A 23241-nucleotide genomic window follows, 5' to 3' on the forward strand; every position below is an offset into this window, starting at 1 on the left:
CGCCGGGCCGGCGCCGCGAGGCGTCCCGCACCACGCCGCCCTCCGACGAGCGGGCCTCCGTGCCGGGCCAGCACGGCGGGCGCCGGAGCGCCGGCGGCCGCGCGGACCGGGACGGCGCGGGCAAGCCGGGCGGCCGGGCGGCGAACCGGACGGCGGCGGCCCCGCCCACCGGACGGCGCAGGCCGAAGAAGTCCGCCAGGAAGAAGGCACTGGTGTGGACCGGCGGGGTCCTCGCCTTCCTGCTGGTGGGCGTCGGCACGACCGGCTACCTCGTCTACGAGCACTTCAACGGCAACATCACCTCGGTCTCCAGCGACGGGGCCGGCACCGGCGGCTTCAGCAAGGACCGTGCCATCAACGTCCTGGTGATCGGGACGGACAAGCGGACCGGCGCGGGCAACGAGGGCTACGGGGACAAGGGGAGCGTCGGCCACGCCGACACCACGATCCTCTTCCACGTCTCCAAGGACCGTACGAACGCGACCGCGCTGAGTATCCCGCGTGACCTGATAACCGACATCCCGGACTGTCCGACCACCCAGAGCGACGGCTCCACGAAGGACATCCCGGCGACGCCGGGCAAGCGCTTCAACGAGAGCCTCGGGCAGTACGACCGCACCCCCAGCTGCACCATGCGTACCGTCACCGCGCTCACCGGCATCGAGGTCGACCACTTCATGGTGGCCGACTTCAACGCCGTCAAGACCCTCACCACCGCCGTGGAGGGGGTGGACGTCTGCCTCGCCAAGGACATCGACGACCCGGACTCCCACCTGAAGCTCTCCGAGGGCGAGCACACCCTCGACGGGGAACAGGCCCTGGCCTTCCTGCGCACCCGGCACTCCGTGGGCTTCGGCGGAGACCTGAGCCGCATCGAGATCCAGCAGCAGTTCCTGGGGTCCCTGATGAGGAAGCTCAAGTCCAACGACACGCTGACGAGCCCCACCAGGATGTGGAGCCTCGCGGAGGCCGCCACCAAGGCGCTCACGGTCGACGACAAGATCGACGACATAAACCAGCTCCGCAAACTGGGCATGGAGCTGGCCTCGGTCGAGCCGAAGAACATCACCTTCACCACCGTGCCGGTGGTCGACAACCCGGCCGAGAAGGTCAAGGCCACGGTCGTCCTCGACAAGACGAAGGCGCCGCAGGTCTTCTCGATGATGCGCGAGGACGTCTCCTTCACCGCGGTGGAGAAGCAGGAGAAGGCCGACGCGAAGGCCAGGGACGCCGCCAAGCTCAAGGGGAGGACGGCCGACCCGGCGGACGTGCGGGTCGACGTCTACAACGGAGGCGCACCGGCCGGCTCCGCGCAGAACGCCCTGGACTGGCTGCAGAACGAGCAGCACGTCCTGAAGTCCACCAACAAGGCCAACGCGCCCGAGAACGTCAAGAAGACCCAGCTCGTCTACGCCCCCAACCAGGCCGACCAGGCGCGCACGCTGGCCGGGATGCTGGGCCTGTCGGCCGCCGCCCTGAAGCCCGGGACGGCGGACGCCGGTGCCATGGACCCGATGGTGCTGACCCTCGGCCCGGACTTCCAGAAGGCGGGGACCCCGCTCTCCGCGCCGCGCAAGGCCCCGGACGAGATCCAGCGCGTGGAGGCGGACAAGGCGGTCTGCGCCAAGTAGTCCGCCGGCGGCGCCGGCCGCACGGCGCGTCGGGTGATCCGCGACGCGCGGCGGCCGGCGGCGGCATGCTGGCCCCATGCGCGCCGTGCACCCGAACCCCGACCTCGTCCGCGACCTCACCGCCGCCGTCCGCGGTGACGTGGACTTCTCCCGTACCGCCCGCGCCCTGACGACCATGGACGCGTCCAACTACCGCCGGGTCCCCGCGGGAGTCGTCTCCCCCCGCGACGCCGAGGACGTGGCCGCCGCCCTGCGCGTCTGCCGGGAGCACTCGGTGCCGGTCGTGCCCCGGGGCGGAGGCACCTCCATCGCCGGGCAGGCCACGGGCACCGGTGTCGTCCTGGACTTCACCCGGCACATGCGCCGGATCGCCGAACTGGACCCGGTCGGCCGCACCGCCGTCGTCCAGCCCGGGGTCGTCCTGGACGACCTGCGGCAAGCCGCCGCCCCGCACGGGCTGACGTTCGGACCCGACCCCTCCACCCACAGCCGCTGCACCCTCGGCGGCATGATCGGCAACAACGCGTGCGGCTCCCACTCCGTCGCCTGGGGCACCACCGCCGACAACGTCCACGGCCTGCGCGTCCTGCGCTACGGGGACGGAGAGCCCCTGCACCTCGGCCGGGGCCTCACCGGAGCGCCACCGGGGATCCGCGAGTTCGCCGAAGCCCACCGTGCCCTCCTGCGCACCGGCTTCCCCACGCTCCCGCGCCGCATCTCCGGATACGCCCTGGACGCCCTGCTGCCCGAGCACGGCGGTGACCTGGCCCGTGCCCTCTGCGGCAGCGAAGGCACCCTGGCCGTCGTCACCGAGGCGACCGTGCGGCTCGTCGAGGCCCCGCGCGCCCGCGCCCTCGCCGTCCTCGGCTACGCCGACGAGACCGCGGCCGCCGACGCCGCTCCCGGACTCCTCCCGTACCACCCGCTCACCGTCGAGGGCATGGCCGCCGACCTCGTACGCGAACCGGCCGGTCTGCCACGCGGCGGGGCCTGGCTCTTCGCCGAGACGGGCGGCGCCACCCCCGCCGAGGCGCACGCGCACGCCGCGCGCCTCCTGCGCGCGGCCGACGCCCTGGACGCGGCCGTCGTCACCGACCCCGCCGCGGTGCGGGCCCTCTGGCGCATCCGGGAGGACGCCGCCGGCACGGCGACCCGCATGCCCGACGGGACGGAGGCATGGCCGGGCTGGGAGGACTGCGCCGTACCACCCGCACACCTCGGCGCCTACCTGCGCGACTTCCGGGACCTGCTCGCCGGGCACGGGCTGCGGGGGACCCCGTACGGCCACTTCGGCGACGGCTGCGTCCACGTCCGCATCGACTTCGACCTGCTGAGCGAGGAGGGGGTCGCACGCTTCCGCCGCTTCTCCGAGGACCAGGCCGACCTCGTCGTCGCGCACGGCGGGTCGCTGAGCGGCGAGCACGGTGACGGACAGGCCAGGGCGGAACTCCTCCCCCGCATGTACGGTCAGGAGGCCGTCGAGCTGTTCACCCGCTTCAAGGACCTGTGGGACCCGGACGGCGGCCTCAACCCGGGTGTGCTCGCCCGCCCCGCACGGCTGGACGAGAACCTCCGCTTCGACGTGCTCCCGAAGCGGCCCGTGGACGTGGCCTTCGGCTATCCGCACGACGGCGGCGACTTCTCGGCGGCGGTGCGCCGCTGTGTCGGGGTCGCCGCGTGCCGCACGACGGCCGCGGCGGGCCCCGGCGTCATGTGCCCGTCCTTCCGGGCGACCGGCGAGGAGGCCCACTCCACCCGGGGCCGCGCCCGGTTGCTCCACGAGATGCTCGCCGGCGAGGTCGTCGAGGACGGCTGGCGGTCCACGGAGGTACGCGACGCCCTCGACCTGTGCCTGTCCTGCAAGGGCTGCCGCAGCGACTGCCCGGTCGGCGTCGACATGGCCACGTACAAGGCGGAGTTCCTGCACCACCACTACCGCGGGCGGCTGCGGCCCGCCGCCCACTACACCATGGGCGGACTCCCCCGGTGGCTGCGCGCGGCCGCCCCCTTCGCGGGTGTGCTCAACGCGCTCGCCCGGGTCGCCCCGGTGGCCGCACTCGCCAGACGGCTCGCGGGCGTCGCCCCGCAGCGGCCCGTCCCGGTCCTGGCCCGGCAGACCTTCCGGGCCTGGGCCCGCAGACGCCGGGCACCGGCGGGGGGCCCGGCCGTCACCCTCTGGCCGGACACGTTCACCGACCACTTCTCGCCCGAGGTGGGCAGGGCCGCGGTCCGCGTGCTGGAGGCGGCCGGCCGCACCCCCGTCCAGCCGGCCGGCCGCGTCTGCTGCGGCCTCACCTACGTGTCGACCGGCCGCCTCGACCGCGCCCGTACGGTCATGCGCCGCACCCTGGACCGGCTGGGGCCCTCCCCCGGCGGGCCGGTCGTCGTGCTGGAACCCAGCTGCGCCGCCACCCTCCGCACGGATCTCCCGGAGCTCCTCCCCGACGACCCCCGCGCCGCCGCGCTGGCGGCCTCCGTCCGGACACTGGCCCAGTACCTCCAGGAGTACGCCCCCGAGTGGACACCGCCCCGCCTGGACCGCCCGGTCGCCGGCCAGACCCACTGCCACCAGCACGCCGTCCTCGGGGACGCGGCCGAACGGCGGCTCCGGGAGAGGGCGGGCCTCACGGGCGAACTGAGCGGTGGCTGCTGCGGGCTGGCGGGCAACTTCGGCTTCGAGAAGGGCCACTGGGACGTCTCGGTGGCCTGCGCGGAGGACCGCCTCCTGCCGTCCGTCCGGGCGGCCCCACCCGGTGCGGAACTCCTCGCGGACGGCTTCTCCTGCCGCACCCAGCTCGACCAGCTGGCCGGCCGCCGCGCCCGGCACCTCGCCGAGGTGCTGGCCGAGGGGCTGGACGGCTAGGCGGGCCGCGCCGGCCGGATACGTGCTTGGCGCGCGGCGCGAAAGTGCCCGGGGCGCACGGAAGGCCCGGGTCGGAGGGCCGTTTCGGTACCGGTGCCCTCAGCCGCGGGCGCCCGGGGGCGGCGGCGCCCCCGGGTCCGTCCGCAGGCCCTCGCGCGCGCCGGCGACGATGTCCCGCGCGAGGTCCACCAGATCGGGCAGCGCCCGGTGGCCGGGACCGTCCCGGCGGGCCAGGAGCACGGGGAGCGGCGGGGCGTCGTCGAGCGGCAGGTAGGTGACCCCGGGGTGCGTGTGCATGGCGGCGGTGGACGCCCCGGAGACACCGGACCCCCGCCCGGCCGCGATGGCGGTGAGCCAGTCGTCGGTGTTGGCGACGGTGAGGGTGGCGACGGGCCGGGCGTGCGGCGGCCACAGGTCCGGGGTGGTGGTCCCGGAGACGGTGTTCAGGACGACGGCTCCCCGCGTCAGGTCGCTCAGCGGGAGCGACGAGCGGGCGGCGAGCGGGCCGTCGGTGGTGACGGCGGCCACCCGGTCCTCGGTGAACAGGATCTCGGCGACGAGCCCCGGTGTGTCCACGGGCCCGCGCAGGAGCGCCGCGTCGACCTCGCCGCGGGCGAGGCCGGCCGTGCGGTCGTCGATCCGCAGCAGTTCGAGCGGGGTGTCCGGGTGGAGCCGCTGCCAGGTCCGCAGCAGTGGCGTGGTGTACGGGCCGAACGCCGACCAGGCGTGCCCGACCCGGAGCGGCCGGTGGCGCCGCCGCCCCGGGTCGAGGGCCTCGTCGAAGGCGGCGACCGCGGCGGCGGCCCGGTCGCGGAAGTCCACGCCCTGCGGGGTGAGGGCGAGATGGTGGGTGGACCGGTCGACGAGCCGGATCCCCAGATGCCGTTCCAGAGCGGCGAGCGTGCGGGAGACGACGGGCTGGGTGAGCCGGAGACGTGCGGCGGCCCGGGTCACGCTGCCCTCGTCGGCGACGGCCAGGAAGGCCCGCAGGTGCCGGACCTCCACACCGCGTCCGGCGCCGTGTCCCGTGTCCTGTCCAGTGCTCATGCCCAGCGAGCATAACGGGAGCGCAGCGGGCATTTCACGGGACGCGCGGGGGTCCTTACGGTGGGAGTCCGGGAAGGTCCCCGACAGTCGCGTATCGTGGACTGCCGGTACATTCCGTTGGACTGTCACTCCGGTGAACCGCGAACCTCCCGAAAGGCATCAGGTGAACGACCCGCGCAGCGCCGCGCAGCCCGCCGCAGCCGTCTCCGTACCCGAGGCGGTCTCCGCCCTGGGCGAGCCGGGGCGCGGACGGCCCGGCGGCCGCGGAGCGGCACTGGGCCCGGTCGCCCTCGTCGTCGCGGGCGGCCTCTCCGTGCAGTTCGGTGCGGCCGTCGCGGTCCTGCTGATGCCGAAGGCGGGCGCTCTCGGTGTCGTCACCCTGCGCCTCGCCGCCGCCGCACTCGTGCTGCTGGCCGTCTGCCGCCCGAAGCTGCGCGGGCACTCGCGGGCCGACTGGGGCACCGTGGTGGCCTTCGGTCTCGCGATGGGCGCGATGAACACGCTCTTCTACCAGGCCGCCGAGCGCATCCCGCTGGGCGCCGCCGTCACCCTGGAGGTCCTCGGCCCCCTGGTCCTGTCCGTGGCCGCCTCCCGGCGCCTGGTCAACCTCGTCTGGGCGGGCCTCGCCCTCTGCGGGGTCGTGCTGCTCAGCGGGATGTGGTCCCCCCTGTTCGGTGGGGGCGCGGCTCCCGGGGAAGGCTTCGGCGGCCTGGACCCGGCCGGAGCGGCCTACGCCCTGGGGGCGGGTGCCATGTGGGCGGCGTACATCGTCTTCAGTGCCCGCACCGGCCGCCGCTTCCCGCAGGCCGACGGACTGGCCCTGGCGATGGTCGTGGCCGCGGTCCTCTCGCTGCCGCTCGGGGTCATGGAGGCGGGCGCGAGACTCGTCGTCCCCTCCACCCTGGGCCTCGGCCTCGCCGTGGCGCTCCTGAGCTCCGTCCTCCCGTACACCCTGGAACTCATGGCCCTGCGCCGGCTGCCGGCTCCCACCTTCGCGGTCCTGATGAGCCTGGAACCGGCCATCGCGGCCCTGGCGGGCTTCCTCGTCCTCGACCAGGCCCTGTCCACGACGGACGCCCTGGCCGTCGCCCTGGTCGTCGGTGCGAGCGTCGGGGCCGTGCGCGGCCGGACCGCCGGGACGGCGTCGCCGCGCCGGGAGAGAGTGCGGGGGGCACGATGGAAGGGACCGGAGGAAGGAGGCCTGCCCATGGGTGCCGGCCAGGAAGCCGATGAGTACGAGGGCCTGTACGCGCACACCCCCTCCCAGGCCGAGGGTGAACGCGACGAGGTCACGGAGCGCGGCAAGGTGCCCGCGAGGCATCCCGACGTCTCCAGGACGGAGCCGTCGCAGGCCGAGGGCGAGCGCACGGAGTAGCCGGGTGCCGGGCCGGACGTCGCCCGTTTGTGGCGTGCGGAGGCGGAGTCCGTGGTGATGACCAGGCGATGGTCCTCGGTCGCGGGGTGCCGGGCGGGGGCGGACGGCTGACGGGCCCGGCGCCCGAGACGGTGCCGGTCGGCCAAAAATCATGCAAGCGTGCTTGCTTGTTTTGCGGGGCACTGCCATGCTCCGGGGCACACCGCCACGCCCCGAGGGGAGCGCACCGTGTCCGACGCATCCGCCGTGTCCGCCGCCGTGCTCGACGACCTGCGCCAGGAGAGCGAGGAACTCGACCTGCTGGTCGCCGGGCTGAACGCCGGGGGATGGGCCCTTCCCACGCCCGCCGAAGGGTGGACCGTCGCGCACCAGATCGCCCATCTCAACTGGACCGACGAGGTCGCCCTGCTTGCCGTCACCGACCCCGGAGGCTTCGCCGGGAAGGCCGCCGAGGCGGCGGCCGCCCCCGAGACCTTCGTCGCCGAGGCGGCCGGGGAAGCCGTCGCCGCCCTGGCACCGGACGCGCTGCTCGTGGAGTGGCGGGAGGGGCGGGCACGGTTGCAGGACGCGCTGCGGGCGGCACCCCCGCAGGCGAAGTACCCCTGGTACGGGCCGCCCATGAGCGTCGCCTCCATGGCCACCGCACGGCTCATGGAGACCTGGGCCCACGGACAGGACGTCGCCGACGCCCTCGGGGTGACGCGCAAGCCGTCCACCCGTCTGCGGCACGTCGCCAGGATCGGCGTACGGGCCCGGGACTACGCCTACTTCGTGCGGGGAGCGCAACCCCCCGCCGAGCAGTTCCGGGTGGAGCTGCGGGCCGAGGACGGGACGACGAGCGTGTACGGCCCCGAGGACGCCGCCCAGCGGGTCACCGGGCCCCTCCTCGACTTCTGCCTGCTCGTCACCCGGCGCGCGCACCGCGACGACCTCTCGCTGCGGGCCGTGGGCCCGGACGCCGAGAGGTGGCTGGACATCGCGCAGGCCTACGCGGGCCCGCCCGGCAAGGACCGCCCCAGGAAGGGCGAGCGGTGAAGCGGCCGCTGCGCATCGGCAACGCCTCCGGCTTCTACGGCGACCGCTTCGACGCCGTACGCGAGATGCTCACCGACGGGCCCCTGGACGTCCTGACCGGGGACTACCTCGCCGAACTCACCATGCTGATCCTGGGCCGCAGCCGGATCGCGGACCCGAGCCGCGGATACGCCACCACCTTCCTGCGGCAACTGGAGGAGAACCTCCACCTGGCCCACGAGCGGGGCGTCAAGATCGTCACCAACGCCGGCGGACTCCATCCGGCCGGACTCGCCGACGCCGTGCGGAAGCTCGCGGACAAGCTGTCGCTGCCCGTGCGCGTCGCCCACGTCGAGGGCGACAGCCTCCCCGTGCCCGCCGGATACCTCACCGCCAACGCCTACCTCGGCGGCGCCGGGATCGCCGCCTGCCTGCGGGCCGGGGCGGACATCGTCGTCACGGGACGCGTCACCGACGCCGCCCTGGTCACCGGGCCCGCCGCCGCCCACTTCGGCTGGGGGCCCACGGACCTGGACGCGCTCGCCGGGGCCGTCGTCGCGGGGCACGTGCTGGAGTGCGGCACCCAGGCGACCGGAGGCAACTACGCCTTCTTCGGCGAGCACGACGTCCGCCGCCCCGGCTTCCCGCTCGCCGAGATCCACGCCGACGGATCGGCCGTCGTCACCAAGCACGACGGCACGGGCGGCGTCGTCGACCTCGGCACCGTCACGGCACAGTTGCTGTACGAGACGGCCGGTGCCCGGTACGCCGGACCCGACGTCACCGCCCGGCTGGACACCGTGACGCTCACCGGGGACGGCCCCGGCCGGGTGCGGATCAGCGGGGTGCGGGGCGAGGCCCCGCCGCCCACCCTGAAGACCGGGCTCACCCGGCTCGGCGGCTGGCGCAACGAGGTCGTCTTCGTGCTGACCGGCCTCGACATCGACGCCAAGGCCCGGCTCGTGCGGGAGCAGTTCACCGACGCCCTCGCCCGCGCGGACCGGGCACCCGCCGAGGTGCGGTGGGAACTCGCCCGCACCGACCGGCCGGACGCAGCCACCGAGGAGACGGGCAGCGCGCTGCTCCGGCTCGTCGTCCGCGACCAGGACGCCGAGGTGGTCGGGCGCGCGGTGTCCGGAGCGGCCGTCGAGCTCGCGCTCGGCAGCTACCCGGGCTTCCACGTGACCGCGCCACCGGGCAAGGGCAGCCCGTACGGGGTCTTCGAGGCCGGGCAGATACCGGCACAGGAGGCCGCGCACGTGGCCGTACTGCCGGACGGGCGGAGGGAGGCGGTGCCGGCGGCCGGCCGGTACCGGGTGCTGGAGGCGGTCGAGGAGCCCCCGCTCCCCGAGCCGCTGCCCGACCGGCCCACGCGCACGGTCCCGCTCGGCCTCGTCGCCGGGGCCCGCAGCGGTGACAAGGGCGGCGACGCCAACGTGGGCGTGTGGGTGCGCTCGGAGGAGGCCTGGCGGTGGCTGGCGCACGAACTGACCGTCGCACGCTTCCAGGAGCTCCTTCCGGAGACCGCGGCGCTCGACGTCGTGCGCCACGTCCTGCCGAACCTGTGGGCCCTCAACTTCACCGTCCGGGGACTCCTCGGTGAGGGCGTCGCCGCGCAGGCACGTTTCGATCCCCAGGCCAAGGCGGTGGGGGAGTGGCTGCGCTCCCGGCACGTCCCCGTCCCCGTGACGCTGCTCGACCCACCGGAGGTGACCGCATGACCGTCCTGCCCACCGCCCTCGACACCACCGGCCCCGCCTACGCCGCCCACCGCGAGGCCATGCTGGCCAAACTCGCCGAGCTCGACGCCGAGCACGCCAGGGCCCTGGCGGGCGGCGGCGAGAAGTACGTGGCGCGGCACCGGAAGCGCGGCAAGCTCCTGGCCCGGGAGCGGATCGAGCTGCTGGTCGACCCCGACACCCCGTTCCTGGAGCTGTCCCCGCTCGCGGCCTGGGGCAGCGACTACGCGGTCGGCGCGTCGCTCGTCACCGGGATCGGCGTCGTCGAGGGGGTGGAGTGCCTGATCACGGCCAACGACCCGACCGTACGCGGCGGAGCCTCCAACCCCTGGACGCTGAAGAAGGCACTGCGGGCCAACGAGATCGCCTTCGCCAACCGGCTGCCCTGCGTCAGCCTCGTCGAGTCGGGGGGTGCCGACCTGCCCTCGCAGAAGGAGATCTTCATCCCGGGCGGGGCCCTCTTCCGCGACCTCACCCGGCTGTCGGCGGCCGGCATCCCGACCGTCGCCGTCGTCTTCGGCAACTCGACGGCCGGCGGGGCGTACGTCCCCGGCATGTCCGACCACACGGTGATGATCAGCGAGCGGTCCAAGGTCTTCCTCGGCGGCCCGCCCCTGGTGAAGATGGCCACCGGCGAGGAGAGCGACGACGAATCCCTCGGCGGCGCCGGGATGCACGCACGCACCTCCGGACTCGCCGACCACTTCGCCGTCGACGAGCACGACGCGATCCGGCAGGCGCGGCGGATCGTCGCCCGCCTCAACTGGCGCAAGGCGCACCCCGACCCGGACGTCGTGGAACCACCGAAGTACGACGAGGACGAACTCGCCGGGATCGTCCCGGACGACCTCAAGGTGCCCTTCGACCCGCACGAGGTCATCGCCCGGCTCGTCGACGGATCGGACTTCGACCCCTTCAAGCCGCTCTACGGCACCAGCCTGGTCACCGGGTGGGCCCGCCTGCACGGCTACCCGGTGGGCGTCCTCGCCAACGCCCAGGGCGTGTTGTTCAGCGAGGAGTCGCAGAAGGCCGCGCAGTTCATCCAGCTCGCCAACCAGCGCGACATCCCCCTCCTCTTCCTCCACAACACCACCGGCTACATGGTCGGCAAGGAGTACGAACAGGGTGGCATCATCAAGCACGGCGCGATGATGATCAACGCGGTGGCCAACTCGAAGGTCCCGCACCTGTCCGTGCTGATGGGCGCCTCCTACGGTGCCGGGCACTACGGCATGTGCGGCCGCGCCTACGACCCCCGCTTCCTCTTCGCCTGGCCCAGCAGCAAGTCCGCCGTCATGGGCCCCCAGCAGCTGGCCGGCGTCCTGTCCATCGTCGCCCGCGCCTCCTCCGCGGCGAAGGGCCTGCCCTACGACGACGAGGCCGACGCCGGACTCCGCGCCATGGTGGAGCAGCAGATCGAGTCCGAGTCGCTCCCCATGTTCCTGTCGGGACGGCTGTACGACGACGGGGTCATCGACCCGCGCGACACCCGCACCGTCCTCGGCGTCTGCCTGTCCGCGATCCACACCGCACCGGTCGAGGGCGCCCGCGGCGGCTTCGGCGTCTTCCGGATGTGAGGCCCAGATGATCAGCACCCTGCTCGTCGCCAACCGGGGCGAGATCGCCTGCCGGATCTTCCGCACCTGCCGCGAACTCGGCATCGCCACCGTCACCGTGTACTCCGACGCGGACGCCGGCGCCCTGCACGTACGGGAGGCCGACACCGCCGTACGCCTCCCCGGCACAGCGGCCGGCGACACCTACCTGCGCGGTGACCTGGTGGTTGCCGCCGCCCTCGCGGCGGGCGCCGGCGCCGTGCACCCCGGGTACGGGTTCCTCTCCGAGAACGCCGGGTTCGCCCGGGCCGTGCGGGACGCGGGGCTCGTCTGGGTGGGCCCGCCGGTCGAGGCCGTCGAGCTGATGGCGTCCAAGACCCGCGCCAAGGAGCTGATGGCCGCCGCCGGCGTGCCGCTCCTGGCCCCCGTCGACCCGGCGCGCGCCACCACCGGCGACCTTCCGCTGCTGCTCAAGGCCGCGGCCGGCGGCGGCGGGCGCGGGATGCGGATCGTCCGGGACCTCGGCGACCTGCCCGGGGAGCTGACGGCCGCGGTCGCCGAGGCCACCGCCGCCTTCGGGGACGGCGAGGTCTTCGCCGAGCCGTACGTCGAACACGGCCGGCACGTCGAGGTGCAGATCATGGCGGACGCCCAGGGCACGGTGTGGGCGCTCGGCACCCGCGACTGCTCACTCCAGCGCCGCCACCAGAAAGTGATCGAGGAGGCCCCCGCCCCCGGCCTCGGCGACGCGCTCGGGCAGCGGCTGCACGACGCCGCCGTCGCCGCCGCCCGGGCCGTGGGTTACCGGGGGGCGGGAACCGTCGAGTTCCTCGTCTCGGCCGGGGGACGCCCGTACTTCCTGGAGATGAACACCCGGCTCCAGGTCGAACACCCCGTCACGGAGGCGGTCTTCGGGATCGACCTCGTCGCCCTGCAACTGGGCGTCGCGGAGGGTGAACCGCTGCCCGCGGCCGCGCCCCCACCGCCCGCCGGCCACGCCGTCGAGGCACGCCTCTACGCCGAGGACCCCGCCCGCGACTGGCAGCCACAGACCGGAGCACTGCTCACCCTGGAGGTCCCGGACGAGCCCGGCCTGCGCCTCGACACCGGGTACACCGGTGGTGACACGGTCGGGGTGCACTACGACCCGATGCTCGCCAAGGTCATCGCCCACGCCCCCACCCGTGCCCAGGCCGTGCGGCTCCTCGCCCGCGCCCTGGAACGCGCCCGCATCCACGGACCGGTCACCAACCGCGACCTGCTCGTCCGGTCCCTGCGCCACCCCGACTTCGTGGCGGCCCGCCTCGACACCGGCTTCTACGACCGCCACCTGGCCGCGCTCACCGCCCCGGCAGGCGAGGACGGCCGCCGCCTCGCCGCCACGGCCGCCGCCCTCGCCTCCGCCGCGGCCCCCACCCGCTTCGGAGCCTGGCGCAACCTGCCCTCGCAGGACCAGACCAGGCGCTACCGCGGCGAACCCGACGGGGCCGAGTTCGAGATCGCCTACCGCACCGGCCGCGACGGCCCGGCACCCGTCACGGGCGAACGGGTCACCACCGCCGGGCCGGGCCGCGTCGCCCTCGAAGCAGGAGGCGTCACCCGGCACTTCAGCGTCACCCCGCACGGCGACCGCGTGCACGTCGACGGCGCCCACGGTTCGTACACCTTCACCGTCCTGCCGCGCTTCAGCGACCCCGCCGCCCGAACCGAACCCGGCTCCCTGCTCGCCCCCATGCCCGGCACCGTCGTCCGCCTCGCCGACGGGCTCGCGCCCGGCGCGGCCGTCGAGGCCGGGCAGCCGCTGATCTGGCTGGAGGCGATGAAGATGGAACACCGCATCCTCGCCCCCGCCGCCGGCACCCTCACCGCGCTCCACGCCGCCCCCGGCCTCCAGGTGGAGGTCGGCGCTCTGCTCGCCGTCGTGACCGACGCCCCCGTGCACCAGGAGGAGACGAACCCATGAGCACCGTCCTCGAGACCGAAGAGCACAAGGCGCTCCGCGCCGCCGTCGCCGCACTCGGCAGGCGGTACGGCCGGGACTACACCACCGGCCTGGCCCGCGAGGGCGCACACCCCCGGGAGCTCTGGGCCGAGGCCGGCAAGCTCGGCTTCCTGGGTGTGAACCTCCCCGCGGAGTACGGCGGCGGGGGCGCCGGCATGGCCGAGCTGTCCATCGTCCTGGAGGAACTCGGCGCGGCCGGCAGCCCCCTGCTCATGATGGTCGTCTCCCCGGCGATCTGCGGCACGGTCATCGCCCGCTTCGGCACCGAGGACCAGAAGCGGAGGTGGCTGCCCGGCCTCTCCGACGGCACCCTGACGATGTCCTTCGGCATCACCGAACCCGACGCCGGCTCCAACTCGCACCGCATCACCACCACCGCCCGCCGCGACGGCGGCGACTGGGTCCTCTCCGGCCGCAAGGTCTTCATCTCCGGTGTCGACATCTCCGACGCGACCCTCGTCGTCGGCCGCACCGCGGACGCCCGCACCGGCAGGCTCAAACCCTGCCTCTTCATCGTCGAGCGCGAGACCCCCGGCTTCACACGCACCCCCATCGACATGGAACTGCAGGCCGCCGAGAAGCAGTTCGAGCTGGTCCTCGACGACGTGCGACTCCCCGCCGGGGCCCTCGTCGGCGAGGAGGAGGACACGGGTCTGCTCCAGCTCTTCGCCGGACTCAACCCGGAACGCGTCATGACCGCCGCGTTCGCCATCGGGATGGGCAGGTACGCGCTCGGCAGGGCCGTCGAGTACGCGGGCACCCGCCAGGTGTGGAAAGCGCCCATCGGCGCCCACCAGGCCGTCGCCCACCCGCTGGCCGTCGCCCACATCGAACTGGAGCTGGCCCGGCTCATGATGCAGAAGGCGGCCGGTCTGTGCGACGCGGGCGACGACATCGGTGCCGGGGAAGCCGCCAACATGGCGAAGTACGCGGCCGCCGAGGCCTGCGTGAAGGCGGTCGACCAGGCCGTCCACACCCTCGGCGGCAACGGGCTCACCCGCGAGTACGGACTCGCCTCCCTGATCACCGCCTCGCGCGTCGCCCGCATCGCACCCGTCAGCCGGGAAATGATCCTCAACTACGTCTCCCACCAGACCTTGGGCCTGCCGAAGTCCTACTGAGTCGCGCGACGGCCGTCGCGCGGGGGCTCCCCATATCCCGGCGGGGAGGGGATCCTGACCGCCCGTCCACCCGCTTTGAAGGGACCGCCACAGTGTTCCGCAGCGAGTACGCAGATGTCCCGGCCCTGGCCGCACCCATCCACGACGCCGTCCTCGGGAGGGCCGCCGGCTTCGGTGAGACCCCGGCCCTGATCGACGCGACGAACGGCATGACCGTCACCTACGCCCAGCTCGACACCTTCCACCGCCGCATCGCCGCCGCCCTCGCCGAAGCGGGACTGCGCAAGGGAGACGTACTCGCCCTGCACAGCCCCAACACCATCGCCTACCCGCCCGTCTTCTACGGGGCGACGCGGGCGGGCGCCACCGTCACCACCATCCATCCCCTCGCCACCCCCGAGGAGTTCGCCAAACAGCTGGGCGACGCCGCCGCCCGCTGGATCGTCACCGTGTCCCCGCTCCTGGACACCGCCCGCCGCGCGGCCGAACTCGCCGGCGGAATCCAGGAGATCTTCGTCTGCGACCAGGCCGAGGGGCACACCTCCGTCCTGGACATGCTGGGCTCCACCGCCCCCGAGCCGGACGTGACGATCGACCCGTCCGAGGACATCGCCGCCCTGCCCTACTCCTCGGGCACCACCGGTGTCCCCAAGGGCGTCATGCTCACCCACCGCTCCATCGCCACGAACCTGGAGCAACTGCGCCCCTTCGTCCCCATCGGCGAGGGCGAGCGCATCCTCGCCGTACTCCCCTTCTTCCACATCTACGGGCTGACCGCCCTCATGAACGCCCCGCTCCGCCACGGCGCCACCGTCGTCGTCCTGCCCCGCTTCGACCTCGCGCAGTTCCTCGACGCGATCCAGACCCACCGCATCAGCGGCCTGTACGTGGCCCCGCCCATCGTCCTGGCACTGGCCAAGCACCCCATGGTCGGGGCGTACGACCTCTCCTCGCTCCGCTACATCGTCAGCGCCGCCGCCCCGCTGGACGCCGAACTCGCCGCGGCCTGCTCGGCCCGCCTCGGCCTGCCGCCCGTACGGCAGGCGTACGGGATGACGGAACTCTCGCCCGGCACCCACGTCGTACCGCTCGACGAACCGAACCCGCCGCCCGGCACCGTGGGCAAGCTCCTGCCCAGCACGGAGATGCGGATCACCTCGCTGGCGGACCCCGGCACGGACGTGGGGACCGGCGCCGAGGGCGAGATCCTCATCCGGGGCCCCCAGGTGATGAAGGGCTACCTCGGCCACCCCGAGGCCACCGCCGGCATGATCGACGGCGACGGCTGGGTCCACACCGGCGACGTCGGGCGCGTGGACGCCGACGGCTGGCTCTACGTCGTCGACCGGGTGAAGGAACTCATCAAGTACAAGGGCTACCAGGTCGCCCCCGCCGAACTCGAGGCGCTGCTCCTCACCAGCGACGCCATCGCGGACGCGGCCGTCATCGGCGTCCACGACGACGACGGCAACGAGGTGCCCAAGGCCTTCGTGGTCCGCTCCCCGCAGGCCCCCGGCCTCACCGGGGACGAGGTGATGGCGTACGTCGCCGAGCGGGCCGCCCCGTACAAGAAGGTCAGACGGGTCGCGTTCGTGGACGCCGTCCCGCGCGCGGCCTCGGGGAAGATCCTCCGGCGGGAACTGCGCGACCGGGAGAAGCAGCGATGACCCTCGTCCACCGCACCCACGACCGCGGCCTCACCACCCTCACCCTCGACTCGCCGGCCAACCGCAACGCGCTGTCCGCGGCGCTCGTCCAGGAACTCCACGACGCGCTGGCCGGCTGCGCGGCCGACCCGGCCGTGCGGGCCGTCCTGCTCACCCACACCGGCACCACCTTCTGCGCCGGCGCCGACCTCACCGCACCACCCGACCCGCACGCCCTCGTCGCGCTCATGCGCTCCGTCGTGGCCCTGCCCAAGCCGGTCGTCGCCCGGGTCGCCGGGCACGTCCGGGCGGGCGGCCTCGGCTTGCTCGGTGCCTGCGACATCTCGGCGGCCGGTCCCGAGGCGAGCTTCGCCCTCACCGAATCCCGCCTTGGCCTCGCCCCCGCCGTCATCTCCCTGACGCTCCTGCCCCGCCTGGACCCCCGCGCCGCCGCCCGCTACTACCTCACCGGGGAGCGCTTCGGCCCCGCGGAGGCCGTCCGCATCGGCCTCGTCTCCGTGGCCGCCGACTCCACCGGGAACGTCGACACGGCGCTCGAACCGGTGCTGGACGGGCTGCGCAGAGCCTCACCCCAGGGGCTGGCCGCATCGAAGGAGCTGGTCACCGCTACTGTGCTGGAGACTTTCGACCGGTACGCCGAAGACCTCATCGCCCGCTCGGCAGCACTCTTCGCCTCCGACGAGGCCAGGGAGGGGATGACGGCCTTCCTGGAACGACGGGATCCCGCATGGCTGCTGTGACACCACCCCACGCGAAGACCCCCAAGCAGGACCGCAGCCGCGCCACCCGCCTGCGCCTCCTGGAGGCCGCCGTCGCCTGCCTCGCCGAACACGGCTGGGCGGGCTCCACGGTCTCCGTCGTCGCGGAGCGCGCCGGCGTCTCGCGCGGCGCGGCCCAGCACCACTTCCCGACCCGCGAGGACCTGTTCACCGGCGCCGTCGAGTACGTCGCCGAGGAACGCTCCGCCGCCCTGCGCGCCCTGCCCGTCCAGGGCCGCACGGCGGTGGTCGCCGCCCTCGTCGACCTGTACACCGGCCCGCTGTTCCGGGCCGCGCTCCAGCTCTGGGTGGCCGCGTCCAACGAGGCGCAGCTGCGCCCCCGCGTCACCGAGCTCGAAGCCCGGGTCGGCCGCGAGACGCACCGCATCGCCGTGGAACTCCTGCGCGCCGACGAGACCCGGCCCGGGGTGCGCGAGACGGTCCAGGGCCTCCTCGACATGGCCCGTGGCCTGGGCCTCGCCAACCTGCTGACCGACGACACGGCCAGACGGCGCCGTGTCGTGGCGCAGTGGGCGGCCGTGCTCGACGACGCGCTCGGCTGAGACCGGGGCCGTGGGACCGCGCCGGAGGGCAGGGCCGCCCCGGCCCCCCGGCGCGGTCCCGGCGACCGAGTGTTCAGTTCGCCAGGTCCGCCAGCCGGTCGTAGCCCGAGATCTCGTGCGGGTCGCGGGCGGCCGGGCCGACGTACGTGGCCGAGGGGCGCACCAGCCGTCCGGTCCGCTTCTGCTCCAGGATGTGCGCCGACCAGCCCGCCGTACGGGCGCAGCTGAACATCGACGTGAACATGTGCGCGGGGACCTCGGCGAAGTCCAGCACGATGGCCGCCCAGAACTCGACGTTCGTCGCCAGGACCCGGTCCGGGCGCCTGGAGTGCAGTTCCTCCAGCGCGGCCTTCTCCAGGGCCTCCGCGACCTCGAAGCGGGGTGCGGCCAGTTCCCTGGCCGTGCGGCGCAGGACCCGGGCGCGCGGGTCCTCGGCGCGGTAGACGCGGTGGCCGAAGCCCATCAGGCGCTCGCCCTTGTCCAGAGCCTGCTTGACGTACGCCGCGGCGTCCCCGGTCCGCTCGATCTCCTCGATCATGCCGAGCACCCGGGAGGGTGCGCCGCCGTGCAGCGGGCCGGACATCGCGCCCACGGCCCCGGAGAGGGCCGCCGCCACGTCCGCGCCGGTCGAGGCGATGACACGGGCGGTGAAGGTCGAGGCGTTCATGCCGTGCTCGGCGGCCGACGTCCAGTAGGCGTCGACGGCCTTGACGTGCTTGGGGTCCGGCTCGCCGCGCCAGCGGATCATGAACCGCTCGACCACGGACTGCGCCTTGTCGATCTCGCTCTGGGGCACCATCGGCAGGCCCTGGCCCCGCGCCGACTGGGCGACGTAGGACAGCGCCATCACGGCGGCGCGCGCGAGGTCGTTGCGCGCGGTCTCCTCGTCGATGTCCAGCAGCGGTTTCAGACCCCAGACCGGCGCCAGCATGGCGAGCGCCGACTGCACGTCGACGCGGATGTCACCGGAGTGCACGGGGATCGGGAACGGTTCGGCGGGCGGCAGGCCGGGATCGAACGCTCCGTCCACCAGCAGGCCCCACACGTGGCCGAACGACACGTGGCCCACCAGGTCCTCGATGTCGACGCCTCGGTAGCGGAGCGAGCCGCCCTCCTTGTCGGGTTCGGCGATCTCCGTCTCGAACGCGACGACTCCTTCAAGTCCGGGTACGAAGTCGGACATCAGGCGGCTCCCTCGGCTCGGCGGCTGTGTGGACCCCTGTTCCCACGGGGTCTGCCCACGATACTGGCGGGTACGCACGGTGCGCGGAAGGGTGACGTCGGGCACAGCACCCGGCTCGGCTCCCGGCCCCGGCCGTCCTCCGGTGGCCGAGGTCCGGCTTTCGTGCCCCTTCCCGCCGGATGATCCGCCCCCTGCGGCAGGATGGCCCTCGTGCCCACAGCAGATGCCACTCCGTGCCCCGCCGCCGCCTCCTCACGCGTCCCGTCATCCGATTGCACCACCGATCCGGCCGCGATGCGCGAGCAGTACCGCTCCGCGGACTTCACCGAGAAGGACCTCGCCGACGACCCGATGGAGCAGTTCGCCCGCTGGTTCCGGCAGGTCGCGGGCGGCGGTCTGCTCCACGAGCCGAACGCGATGGTGGTCTCCACCGCCACGCCCGACGGACGCCCGTCCTCCCGCACGGTGCTGCTCAAGCACTACGACGACCGGGGTTTCGTCTTCTTCACCAACTACGGCTCCCGCAAGGGCCGTGAGCTGACCGCGAACCCCCACGTCTCCCTGCTCTTCCCCTGGCACCCGCTGGCCCGCCAGGTCATCGTCACCGGCACCGCGGCCCGGGTGGGACGCGAGGAGACGGTGGCCTACTTCCGTACCCGTCCGCACGGCTCGCAGCTCGGCGCGTGGGCCAGCGACCAGTCGGCGGTGGTCGGCTCCCGCGAGGAGCTGACCGCCCGCTACGAGGAGCTGGCGGCCCGCTACCCGGAGGGCGAGAAGGTCCCGGCACCCCCGCAGTGGGGCGGCTTCCGGGTCGTGCCGGAGGCGATCGAGTTCTGGCAGGGCCGCGAGAACCGGCTGCACGACAGGCTGCGGTACGTCCGGGAGGCCCCGGCCGCCCCCTGGAGGGTGGAGCGGCTCTGCCCGTGACCCGGCCGGTCCGCGGCGCACGTGCGGCCGTACGAGCGGGGCCTGCCTGTCGGAAGAGGCATGAGCGGGGGGCGTTCGCCGGGCGAGGGCGCCGCCCGCGCGGCGGACTCCTGGCCCGGACACGCAGAAACCCGCAGGCTCTGGTTCCTCCTCGCGGAGGAGCCGGCCGGACTTACCGGCGAGCCTGCGGGCGGTGACTGCTTGGGATTGGCCGGCGACCGGCCTGCACTGCAAAGAGCGCGACGACGGGCGTCAGCCCGCAGTCACCTCACGAGTCCGAGAAGAAATCACTTCCGGAACACCTCCTTTCGCGTGTGAATCCACCATAGGAACCCGCCCGGCACGGGACAAGCCATTTATCCGTGAGAGGAAGAACGCCGGTCGCGGGAACAGGCGGCACCGGTCATCCGGAGAGCCGGAACGTCTCCGAGCCCCCGTCGCTGAAGAAGGAGACGCGCAGGTCGTCGATGGTGCCCGGGAGGTCGGAGCCCAGCTGGACACGGACACGGACGGTGCGTTCCGCCCCGTCGGCGAGGGACCCCCGGGCCAGCTCGGCCGTGTATCCACCGCTGTCGGTACCGCCCACCGGTTTCCACGCCCCCGCCTCGTACACGGACACCCGGACGTAGCCCGGCCGCAGGGTTCCGGCCCCGGCCGTGACGGTGAGGATGTCGGCGGCGTCTTCGGCGGGTTCCCCCTGGATGTTGGTGACCGTGGCCTCGAACACGCGTGCGGCCCCACCGGTCCGCAGGGTGGTCGTCGCGTTCTGCGGGCCGTAGACCACCTTCACCGTGCGACGCGCGGGTGCGGTGTCCCCCTCCGGCGGCGGGACCACCACTCCTTCGCCGGAGGGCGAGGACGCCCGGCCGGAAGGCGACGCGGGTGGCGTGGACGGCGCCGGGGCGGACGGGAGCGGGGCAGGCGTGGACATTCCGGTGGTGGGCGCGGTCGCGACTCCCGGCCGCGGGTCCTGAGCGGTCAGGGTCATCACCGCGCCGCCCACCAGCGCCACCCCCGCGACGCTCGCCGCGAGGGCCATCAGGAGTGGTCCCCGGCCACGGGCCGCCCAGTTCCCCACGGGCGGTGCGCCGGGCCGGAGCGAGTGGTGCGTGATCTGTCCGGCGCGGGCGGCGAGCGCGCGGACGAGCAGTTCCTCGGTCCGCGTGCGGGCGGGCCGGGCGTCGTGCGGTCGGGGCTCGTGCATCAGGGCCCTCCTCCTCTCAGTCCTGTTCCTGGGCCTTCATGACCCGCTCCAGGGCATCCAGGGCGCGACTCGCGGTGGATTTCACCGCCCCCCTGGAAAGCCCCAGCGTCTCCGCTATCCGCGCCTCGCTCAGGTCGGACCAGTACCGCAGGACCAGGACCTCGCGCTGGCGGGTGGTGAGCTGCTGCAACGCGTCGAGGACCCGGCGGTGTTCGTCACCCAGCAGGGCGTGGTCCTCGGCCGAGGCGGCATCGGCCTCGTGCGGAGGCACGTACTCGCGTGCCGTCCTGCGGCGCCGCAGCGTGGAGCGGGCGGTGTTCACCACCGAGGTGCGCAGATAGGCGAGTGCGTTGTCCACGTTCTCCAGGAGGCTGCCGTGTCGCTTGTAGAGCGCCACGAAGGCGTCCTGGACCACGTCCTCGGCGGACTGCTGGTCGTCCACCAGCAGGACCGCCAGCCGCACCATCGACAGACGGTGCGCGTGGTACAGGTCGGTGACCGTCGGCCGGGGGGCTTCCCGTCCGGCCTCCGGTCCGCCCCCGGCCGCCGAACCGGACCACGCGGGGGTCGCCGCGCGGTCCGGCGGACTCCCCGGCGCGGACGCGAACAGCGTGCGCCACCAGGGCGTCCTGGGACGTGGGAAAGCGGATACGAGCGACAGGGCCATCGCGGCGGGACCTCCGGACCACACGGGTGCTGCGCTGCTCGACCCGGTGATCCACTTCCCCCGCGATCCTCAGCCTCGAAAGGTTACTCCAGCTCACAGGGCCCGTCGGCGGGCGATCAGCAGACCGGCCGCACCGAGCGCGAGCAGCGCGCCGGCCGAACCCAGCAGCAGCGGCGTGGAGTCGCCGCCTCCGGTCTCGGCCATCCTGCCGTCGGCGACCGGCGCGGCCGGCTCCTCGGCCGAGCCGTCGGCGGAGACGGGGACGGCGGCGGTGGAGGAGGCAGCCACCGGCGTGGCCCCGGACTCCACGCCGAAGGCCAGCCTCCGGCGCGTGGAGGAGAGTTCGGCGCGTGCCTCGACGTCCAGGTCGAAGGCCCTGGCCTTCATCGCGGACGTGGCGGCGATCCGCAGGCGGTAGGTGACGGCGGCGCCCGGAGCCAGCGTGGGCAGCCCGGGAGTGATCCGGGCCATGAGGTGACCGCCTTCCTCGGACGGGGCCAGTGCCGACGTGGTCCAGCCCTTCCCGGAGTACTGCTCGAGGCGGACCTCGCCGGCGGCCATCCGGCGCTCGACGTCCCGGTCGGTGATCTCCAGCAGGACGTGCGGCGACTGCGGGACGCCACCCTTGTTGCGCACCGTGGCGGTGAACTCCTCGGCGGCTCCCGCTGCCCGCAGGGGGGTGACGCCCTGGACGCCGCCGAAGGAGACGGCCAGCTCGCGGTCGACGTCCGGGGCCGGCGCGGAGCCGCCCTCGTGACGGACATCGAAACCGAAAGACGCCGTCGCGTTGCCCGTGTCCATGGTGAACGTGCCGCTCCGCGCGCCGGCGGGGAAGTTGCGGGTGAGGCTGAGCCTCAGGTCGTAGGTGCGGGTCTCGCCGGCCTCCATGGCGCCGTCGCCCATGTCGCCGAGGACGCTCTGGTCCTGCTTGCCGGTCTTCACCGCGACCCAGACGCCTGCCGCGTCGCGGCGTTCGACGGTCACGTGCTGCGGGTCCAGGTCACTGTTCGGGGTGTACACGAAGAAGAAGTTGGCGCTGCCCTTCGCCACCGCCGACCCCTTGGTGACCGTGACGCCGAACTCGACGGGCGCGCCACCGGTGACCAGCTCCGGCCTGCCGTCCAGCCCGGTGACGGCCACCTTGTCGGCGACGGAGTCCCGCTTCATGGGGAAGCTGGTGGACCTGCGGCCCGTGGCTTCGGTGTCCGAACCGAGCGAGAACTCGCCCAGTGTCACTCCGGCGGGGACGGACGGGTCCACGGTCAGGTAGAAGTCCTCCGTGACCGTGGCACCCGCGGGGATCGGCTTCCCCTTGCCGATCGTGACGAGCGCCTGCAGCGATCCGTCGGCCGCGCGGCCGAGGGGCACCCGCCGGATGCCGTCGGCGCCGCGCTGCTCCAGCACGACCTGCGAGCTGTCGGCGGGGATGATCCCCAGGCCGGCGTCGACCTGCCGGCCGTGGGCGAACGAGACGGTGGTCTGCTGGTCGCCGTTGATCTGCTGGTCGGACGGGTTGGTGATCCTGGCGACGATGCGGACGCGCTCGCCGAAGGTGAAGGCTTCCGCCGGCCGGACGCTGTCGATCCGCGGAGCCGCTGCCGACGAGACCCCGGTGAAGGTGCCTGACGGCTGTGCCGCCGCCGTTCCGGCGACGGCGACCGGGGCCACGACGGAGAGCAGGAGCGAGGCGGCGACGACCGACGACCGGACGGCAAACCGGGACGAAAGGTGCTTCTTCATGACGTGCATCCCCCAGGGGTGTCGCGTGTGTGCGTTCATGTGACGCGGTGTGACGCGGCGGCTCTCGTTCCGGTCCCCCCGGCCCGCCGCCCCTACCGCTGCCTTCATGGGGAAAGACGTGCGACTCCCCTCGGGGTTGCAGGTGTCCGGAAAGTTTTTCCCGGGGCCGTGCACAGGGGCACTC

Annotated in this window: 16 protein-coding genes and 1 pseudogene; 12 read left to right on the plus strand and 5 right to left on the minus strand. The window is 73.8% G+C overall.

Features of this window, described 5'->3' with window-relative positions; translation table 11 throughout:
* Positions 1-59: 59 nt before the first annotated feature.
* Together ABZ371_RS06080 and ABZ371_RS06085 are read left to right on the plus strand one after the other, a co-directional pair.
* Complete coding sequence (locus tag ABZ371_RS06080) at positions 60-1631, plus strand: LCP family protein (RefSeq protein WP_358674219.1); 1572 nt, start codon at positions 60-62, stop codon at positions 1629-1631.
* Between the two features lie 76 nt (positions 1632-1707).
* Positions 1708-4494 carry an FAD-binding and (Fe-S)-binding domain-containing protein gene (locus ABZ371_RS06085; RefSeq protein ID WP_358674146.1) on the plus strand — a complete coding sequence of 929 codons (2787 nt, stop codon included), beginning with the start codon at positions 1708-1710 and terminating at the stop codon, positions 4492-4494.
* A 99-nt stretch (positions 4495-4593) separates the two neighbouring features.
* On the opposite strand, the gene ABZ371_RS06090 is transcribed toward ABZ371_RS06085, so the two are convergent.
* Complete coding sequence (locus ABZ371_RS06090; RefSeq protein ID WP_358674149.1) at positions 4594-5541, minus strand: LysR family transcriptional regulator; 948 nt, start codon at positions 5539-5541, stop codon at positions 4594-4596.
* Between the two features lie 163 nt (positions 5542-5704).
* Between ABZ371_RS06090 and ABZ371_RS06095 the strand changes: the two are divergent.
* The 9 genes and pseudogenes from ABZ371_RS06095 to ABZ371_RS06135 form a co-directional block, all read left to right on the plus strand.
* A pseudogene (locus ABZ371_RS06095) lies at positions 5705-6673 on the plus strand (EamA family transporter); the annotation flags it as partial.
* A gap of 471 nt (positions 6674-7144) precedes the next feature.
* Positions 7145-7951 (plus strand): TIGR03084 family metal-binding protein, encoded by an 807-nt coding sequence (locus ABZ371_RS06100; RefSeq protein ID WP_358674152.1) that lies wholly within the window; start codon positions 7145-7147, stop codon positions 7949-7951.
* On the plus strand, positions 7948-9651 hold the full coding sequence (locus tag ABZ371_RS06105; protein WP_358674155.1) for an acyclic terpene utilization AtuA family protein: 1704 nt from the start codon (positions 7948-7950) through the stop codon (positions 9649-9651). Before ABZ371_RS06100 ends, ABZ371_RS06105 begins: the two co-directional genes overlap by 4 nt.
* Positions 9648-11246, plus strand: a complete 1599-nt coding sequence (locus tag ABZ371_RS06110; RefSeq protein ID WP_358674158.1) for a carboxyl transferase domain-containing protein — start codon at positions 9648-9650, stop codon at positions 11244-11246. The genes ABZ371_RS06105 and ABZ371_RS06110 overlap by 4 nt, the downstream gene beginning before the upstream one ends.
* 7 nt (positions 11247-11253) lie before the next feature.
* Positions 11254-13188, plus strand: a complete 1935-nt coding sequence (locus ABZ371_RS06115; protein WP_358674161.1) for a biotin carboxylase N-terminal domain-containing protein — start codon at positions 11254-11256, stop codon at positions 13186-13188.
* Complete coding sequence (locus ABZ371_RS06120; RefSeq protein ID WP_358674164.1) at positions 13185-14348, plus strand: acyl-CoA dehydrogenase family protein; 1164 nt, start codon at positions 13185-13187, stop codon at positions 14346-14348. Before ABZ371_RS06115 ends, ABZ371_RS06120 begins: the two co-directional genes overlap by 4 nt.
* 92 nt (positions 14349-14440) lie before the next feature.
* Complete coding sequence (locus ABZ371_RS06125; RefSeq protein ID WP_358674167.1) at positions 14441-16015, plus strand: 4-coumarate--CoA ligase family protein; 1575 nt, start codon at positions 14441-14443, stop codon at positions 16013-16015.
* Positions 16012-16755: an enoyl-CoA hydratase family protein gene (locus tag ABZ371_RS06130; RefSeq protein ID WP_358674169.1), complete on the plus strand. Its 744-nt coding sequence runs from the start codon at positions 16012-16014 to the stop codon at positions 16753-16755. The genes ABZ371_RS06125 and ABZ371_RS06130 overlap by 4 nt, the downstream gene beginning before the upstream one ends.
* Positions 16743-17336 (plus strand): TetR/AcrR family transcriptional regulator, encoded by a 594-nt coding sequence (locus ABZ371_RS06135; RefSeq protein WP_358674172.1) that lies wholly within the window; start codon positions 16743-16745, stop codon positions 17334-17336. Before ABZ371_RS06130 ends, ABZ371_RS06135 begins: the two co-directional genes overlap by 13 nt.
* A gap of 73 nt (positions 17337-17409) precedes the next feature.
* On the opposite strand, the gene ABZ371_RS06140 is transcribed toward ABZ371_RS06135, so the two are convergent.
* Positions 17410-18519 carry a citrate synthase 2 gene (locus ABZ371_RS06140; RefSeq protein ID WP_358674175.1) on the minus strand — a complete coding sequence of 370 codons (1110 nt, stop codon included), beginning with the start codon at positions 18517-18519 and terminating at the stop codon, positions 17410-17412.
* 294 nt (positions 18520-18813) lie between these two features.
* Here ABZ371_RS06140 and pdxH point away from each other — a divergent pair, with 294 nt between their 5' ends.
* Positions 18814-19446 (plus strand): pyridoxamine 5'-phosphate oxidase, encoded by a 633-nt coding sequence (gene pdxH, locus ABZ371_RS06145; protein ID WP_358674222.1) that lies wholly within the window; start codon positions 18814-18816, stop codon positions 19444-19446.
* A gap of 403 nt (positions 19447-19849) precedes the next feature.
* On the opposite strand, the gene ABZ371_RS06150 is transcribed toward pdxH, so the two are convergent.
* The 3 genes from ABZ371_RS06150 to ABZ371_RS06160 all read right to left on the minus strand — a co-directional run bounded on the left by ABZ371_RS06150 (position 19850) and on the right by ABZ371_RS06160 (position 23057).
* Complete coding sequence (locus ABZ371_RS06150) at positions 19850-20650, minus strand: hypothetical protein (protein WP_358674178.1); 801 nt, start codon at positions 20648-20650, stop codon at positions 19850-19852.
* Positions 20651-20666: 16 nt separating this feature from the next.
* Positions 20667-21317: a SigE family RNA polymerase sigma factor gene (locus ABZ371_RS06155; RefSeq protein ID WP_358674181.1), complete on the minus strand. Its 651-nt coding sequence runs from the start codon at positions 21315-21317 to the stop codon at positions 20667-20669.
* Positions 21318-21410: 93 nt separating this feature from the next.
* Complete coding sequence (locus tag ABZ371_RS06160; RefSeq protein ID WP_358674184.1) at positions 21411-23057, minus strand: LAETG motif-containing sortase-dependent surface protein; 1647 nt, start codon at positions 23055-23057, stop codon at positions 21411-21413.
* Between the last annotated feature and the right edge of the window lie 184 nt (positions 23058-23241).

Source organism: Streptomyces sp. NPDC005899 (genome assembly GCF_040629645.1).
GTDB lineage: Bacteria > Actinomycetota > Actinomycetes > Streptomycetales > Streptomycetaceae > Streptomyces.

What these genes read in the sequence shown, in the direction of transcription:
- ABZ371_RS06085 (WP_358674146.1), top strand. Translation starts at nt 1,708, where the DNA reads ATGCGCGCCGTGCACCCGAACCCCGACCTCGTCCGCGACCTCACCGCC.
- ABZ371_RS06090 (WP_358674149.1), bottom strand. Translation starts at nt 5,541, where the DNA reads ATGAGCACTGGACAGGACACGGGACACGGCGCCGGACGCGGTGTGGAG.
- ABZ371_RS06110 (WP_358674158.1), top strand. Translation starts at nt 9,648, where the DNA reads ATGACCGTCCTGCCCACCGCCCTCGACACCACCGGCCCCGCCTACGCC.
- ABZ371_RS06115 (WP_358674161.1), top strand. Translation starts at nt 11,254, where the DNA reads ATGATCAGCACCCTGCTCGTCGCCAACCGGGGCGAGATCGCCTGCCGG.
- ABZ371_RS06120 (WP_358674164.1), top strand. Translation starts at nt 13,185, where the DNA reads ATGAGCACCGTCCTCGAGACCGAAGAGCACAAGGCGCTCCGCGCCGCC.
- ABZ371_RS06130 (WP_358674169.1), top strand. Translation starts at nt 16,012, where the DNA reads ATGACCCTCGTCCACCGCACCCACGACCGCGGCCTCACCACCCTCACC.
- ABZ371_RS06135 (WP_358674172.1), top strand. Translation starts at nt 16,743, where the DNA reads ATGGCTGCTGTGACACCACCCCACGCGAAGACCCCCAAGCAGGACCGC.
- ABZ371_RS06140 (WP_358674175.1), bottom strand. Translation starts at nt 18,519, where the DNA reads ATGTCCGACTTCGTACCCGGACTTGAAGGAGTCGTCGCGTTCGAGACG.
- pdxH (WP_358674222.1), top strand. Translation starts at nt 18,814, where the DNA reads ATGCGCGAGCAGTACCGCTCCGCGGACTTCACCGAGAAGGACCTCGCC.
- ABZ371_RS06150 (WP_358674178.1), bottom strand. Translation starts at nt 20,650, where the DNA reads ATGCACGAGCCCCGACCGCACGACGCCCGGCCCGCCCGCACGCGGACC.
- ABZ371_RS06155 (WP_358674181.1), bottom strand. Translation starts at nt 21,317, where the DNA reads ATGGCCCTGTCGCTCGTATCCGCTTTCCCACGTCCCAGGACGCCCTGG.
- ABZ371_RS06160 (WP_358674184.1), bottom strand. Translation starts at nt 23,057, where the DNA reads ATGAAGAAGCACCTTTCGTCCCGGTTTGCCGTCCGGTCGTCGGTCGTC.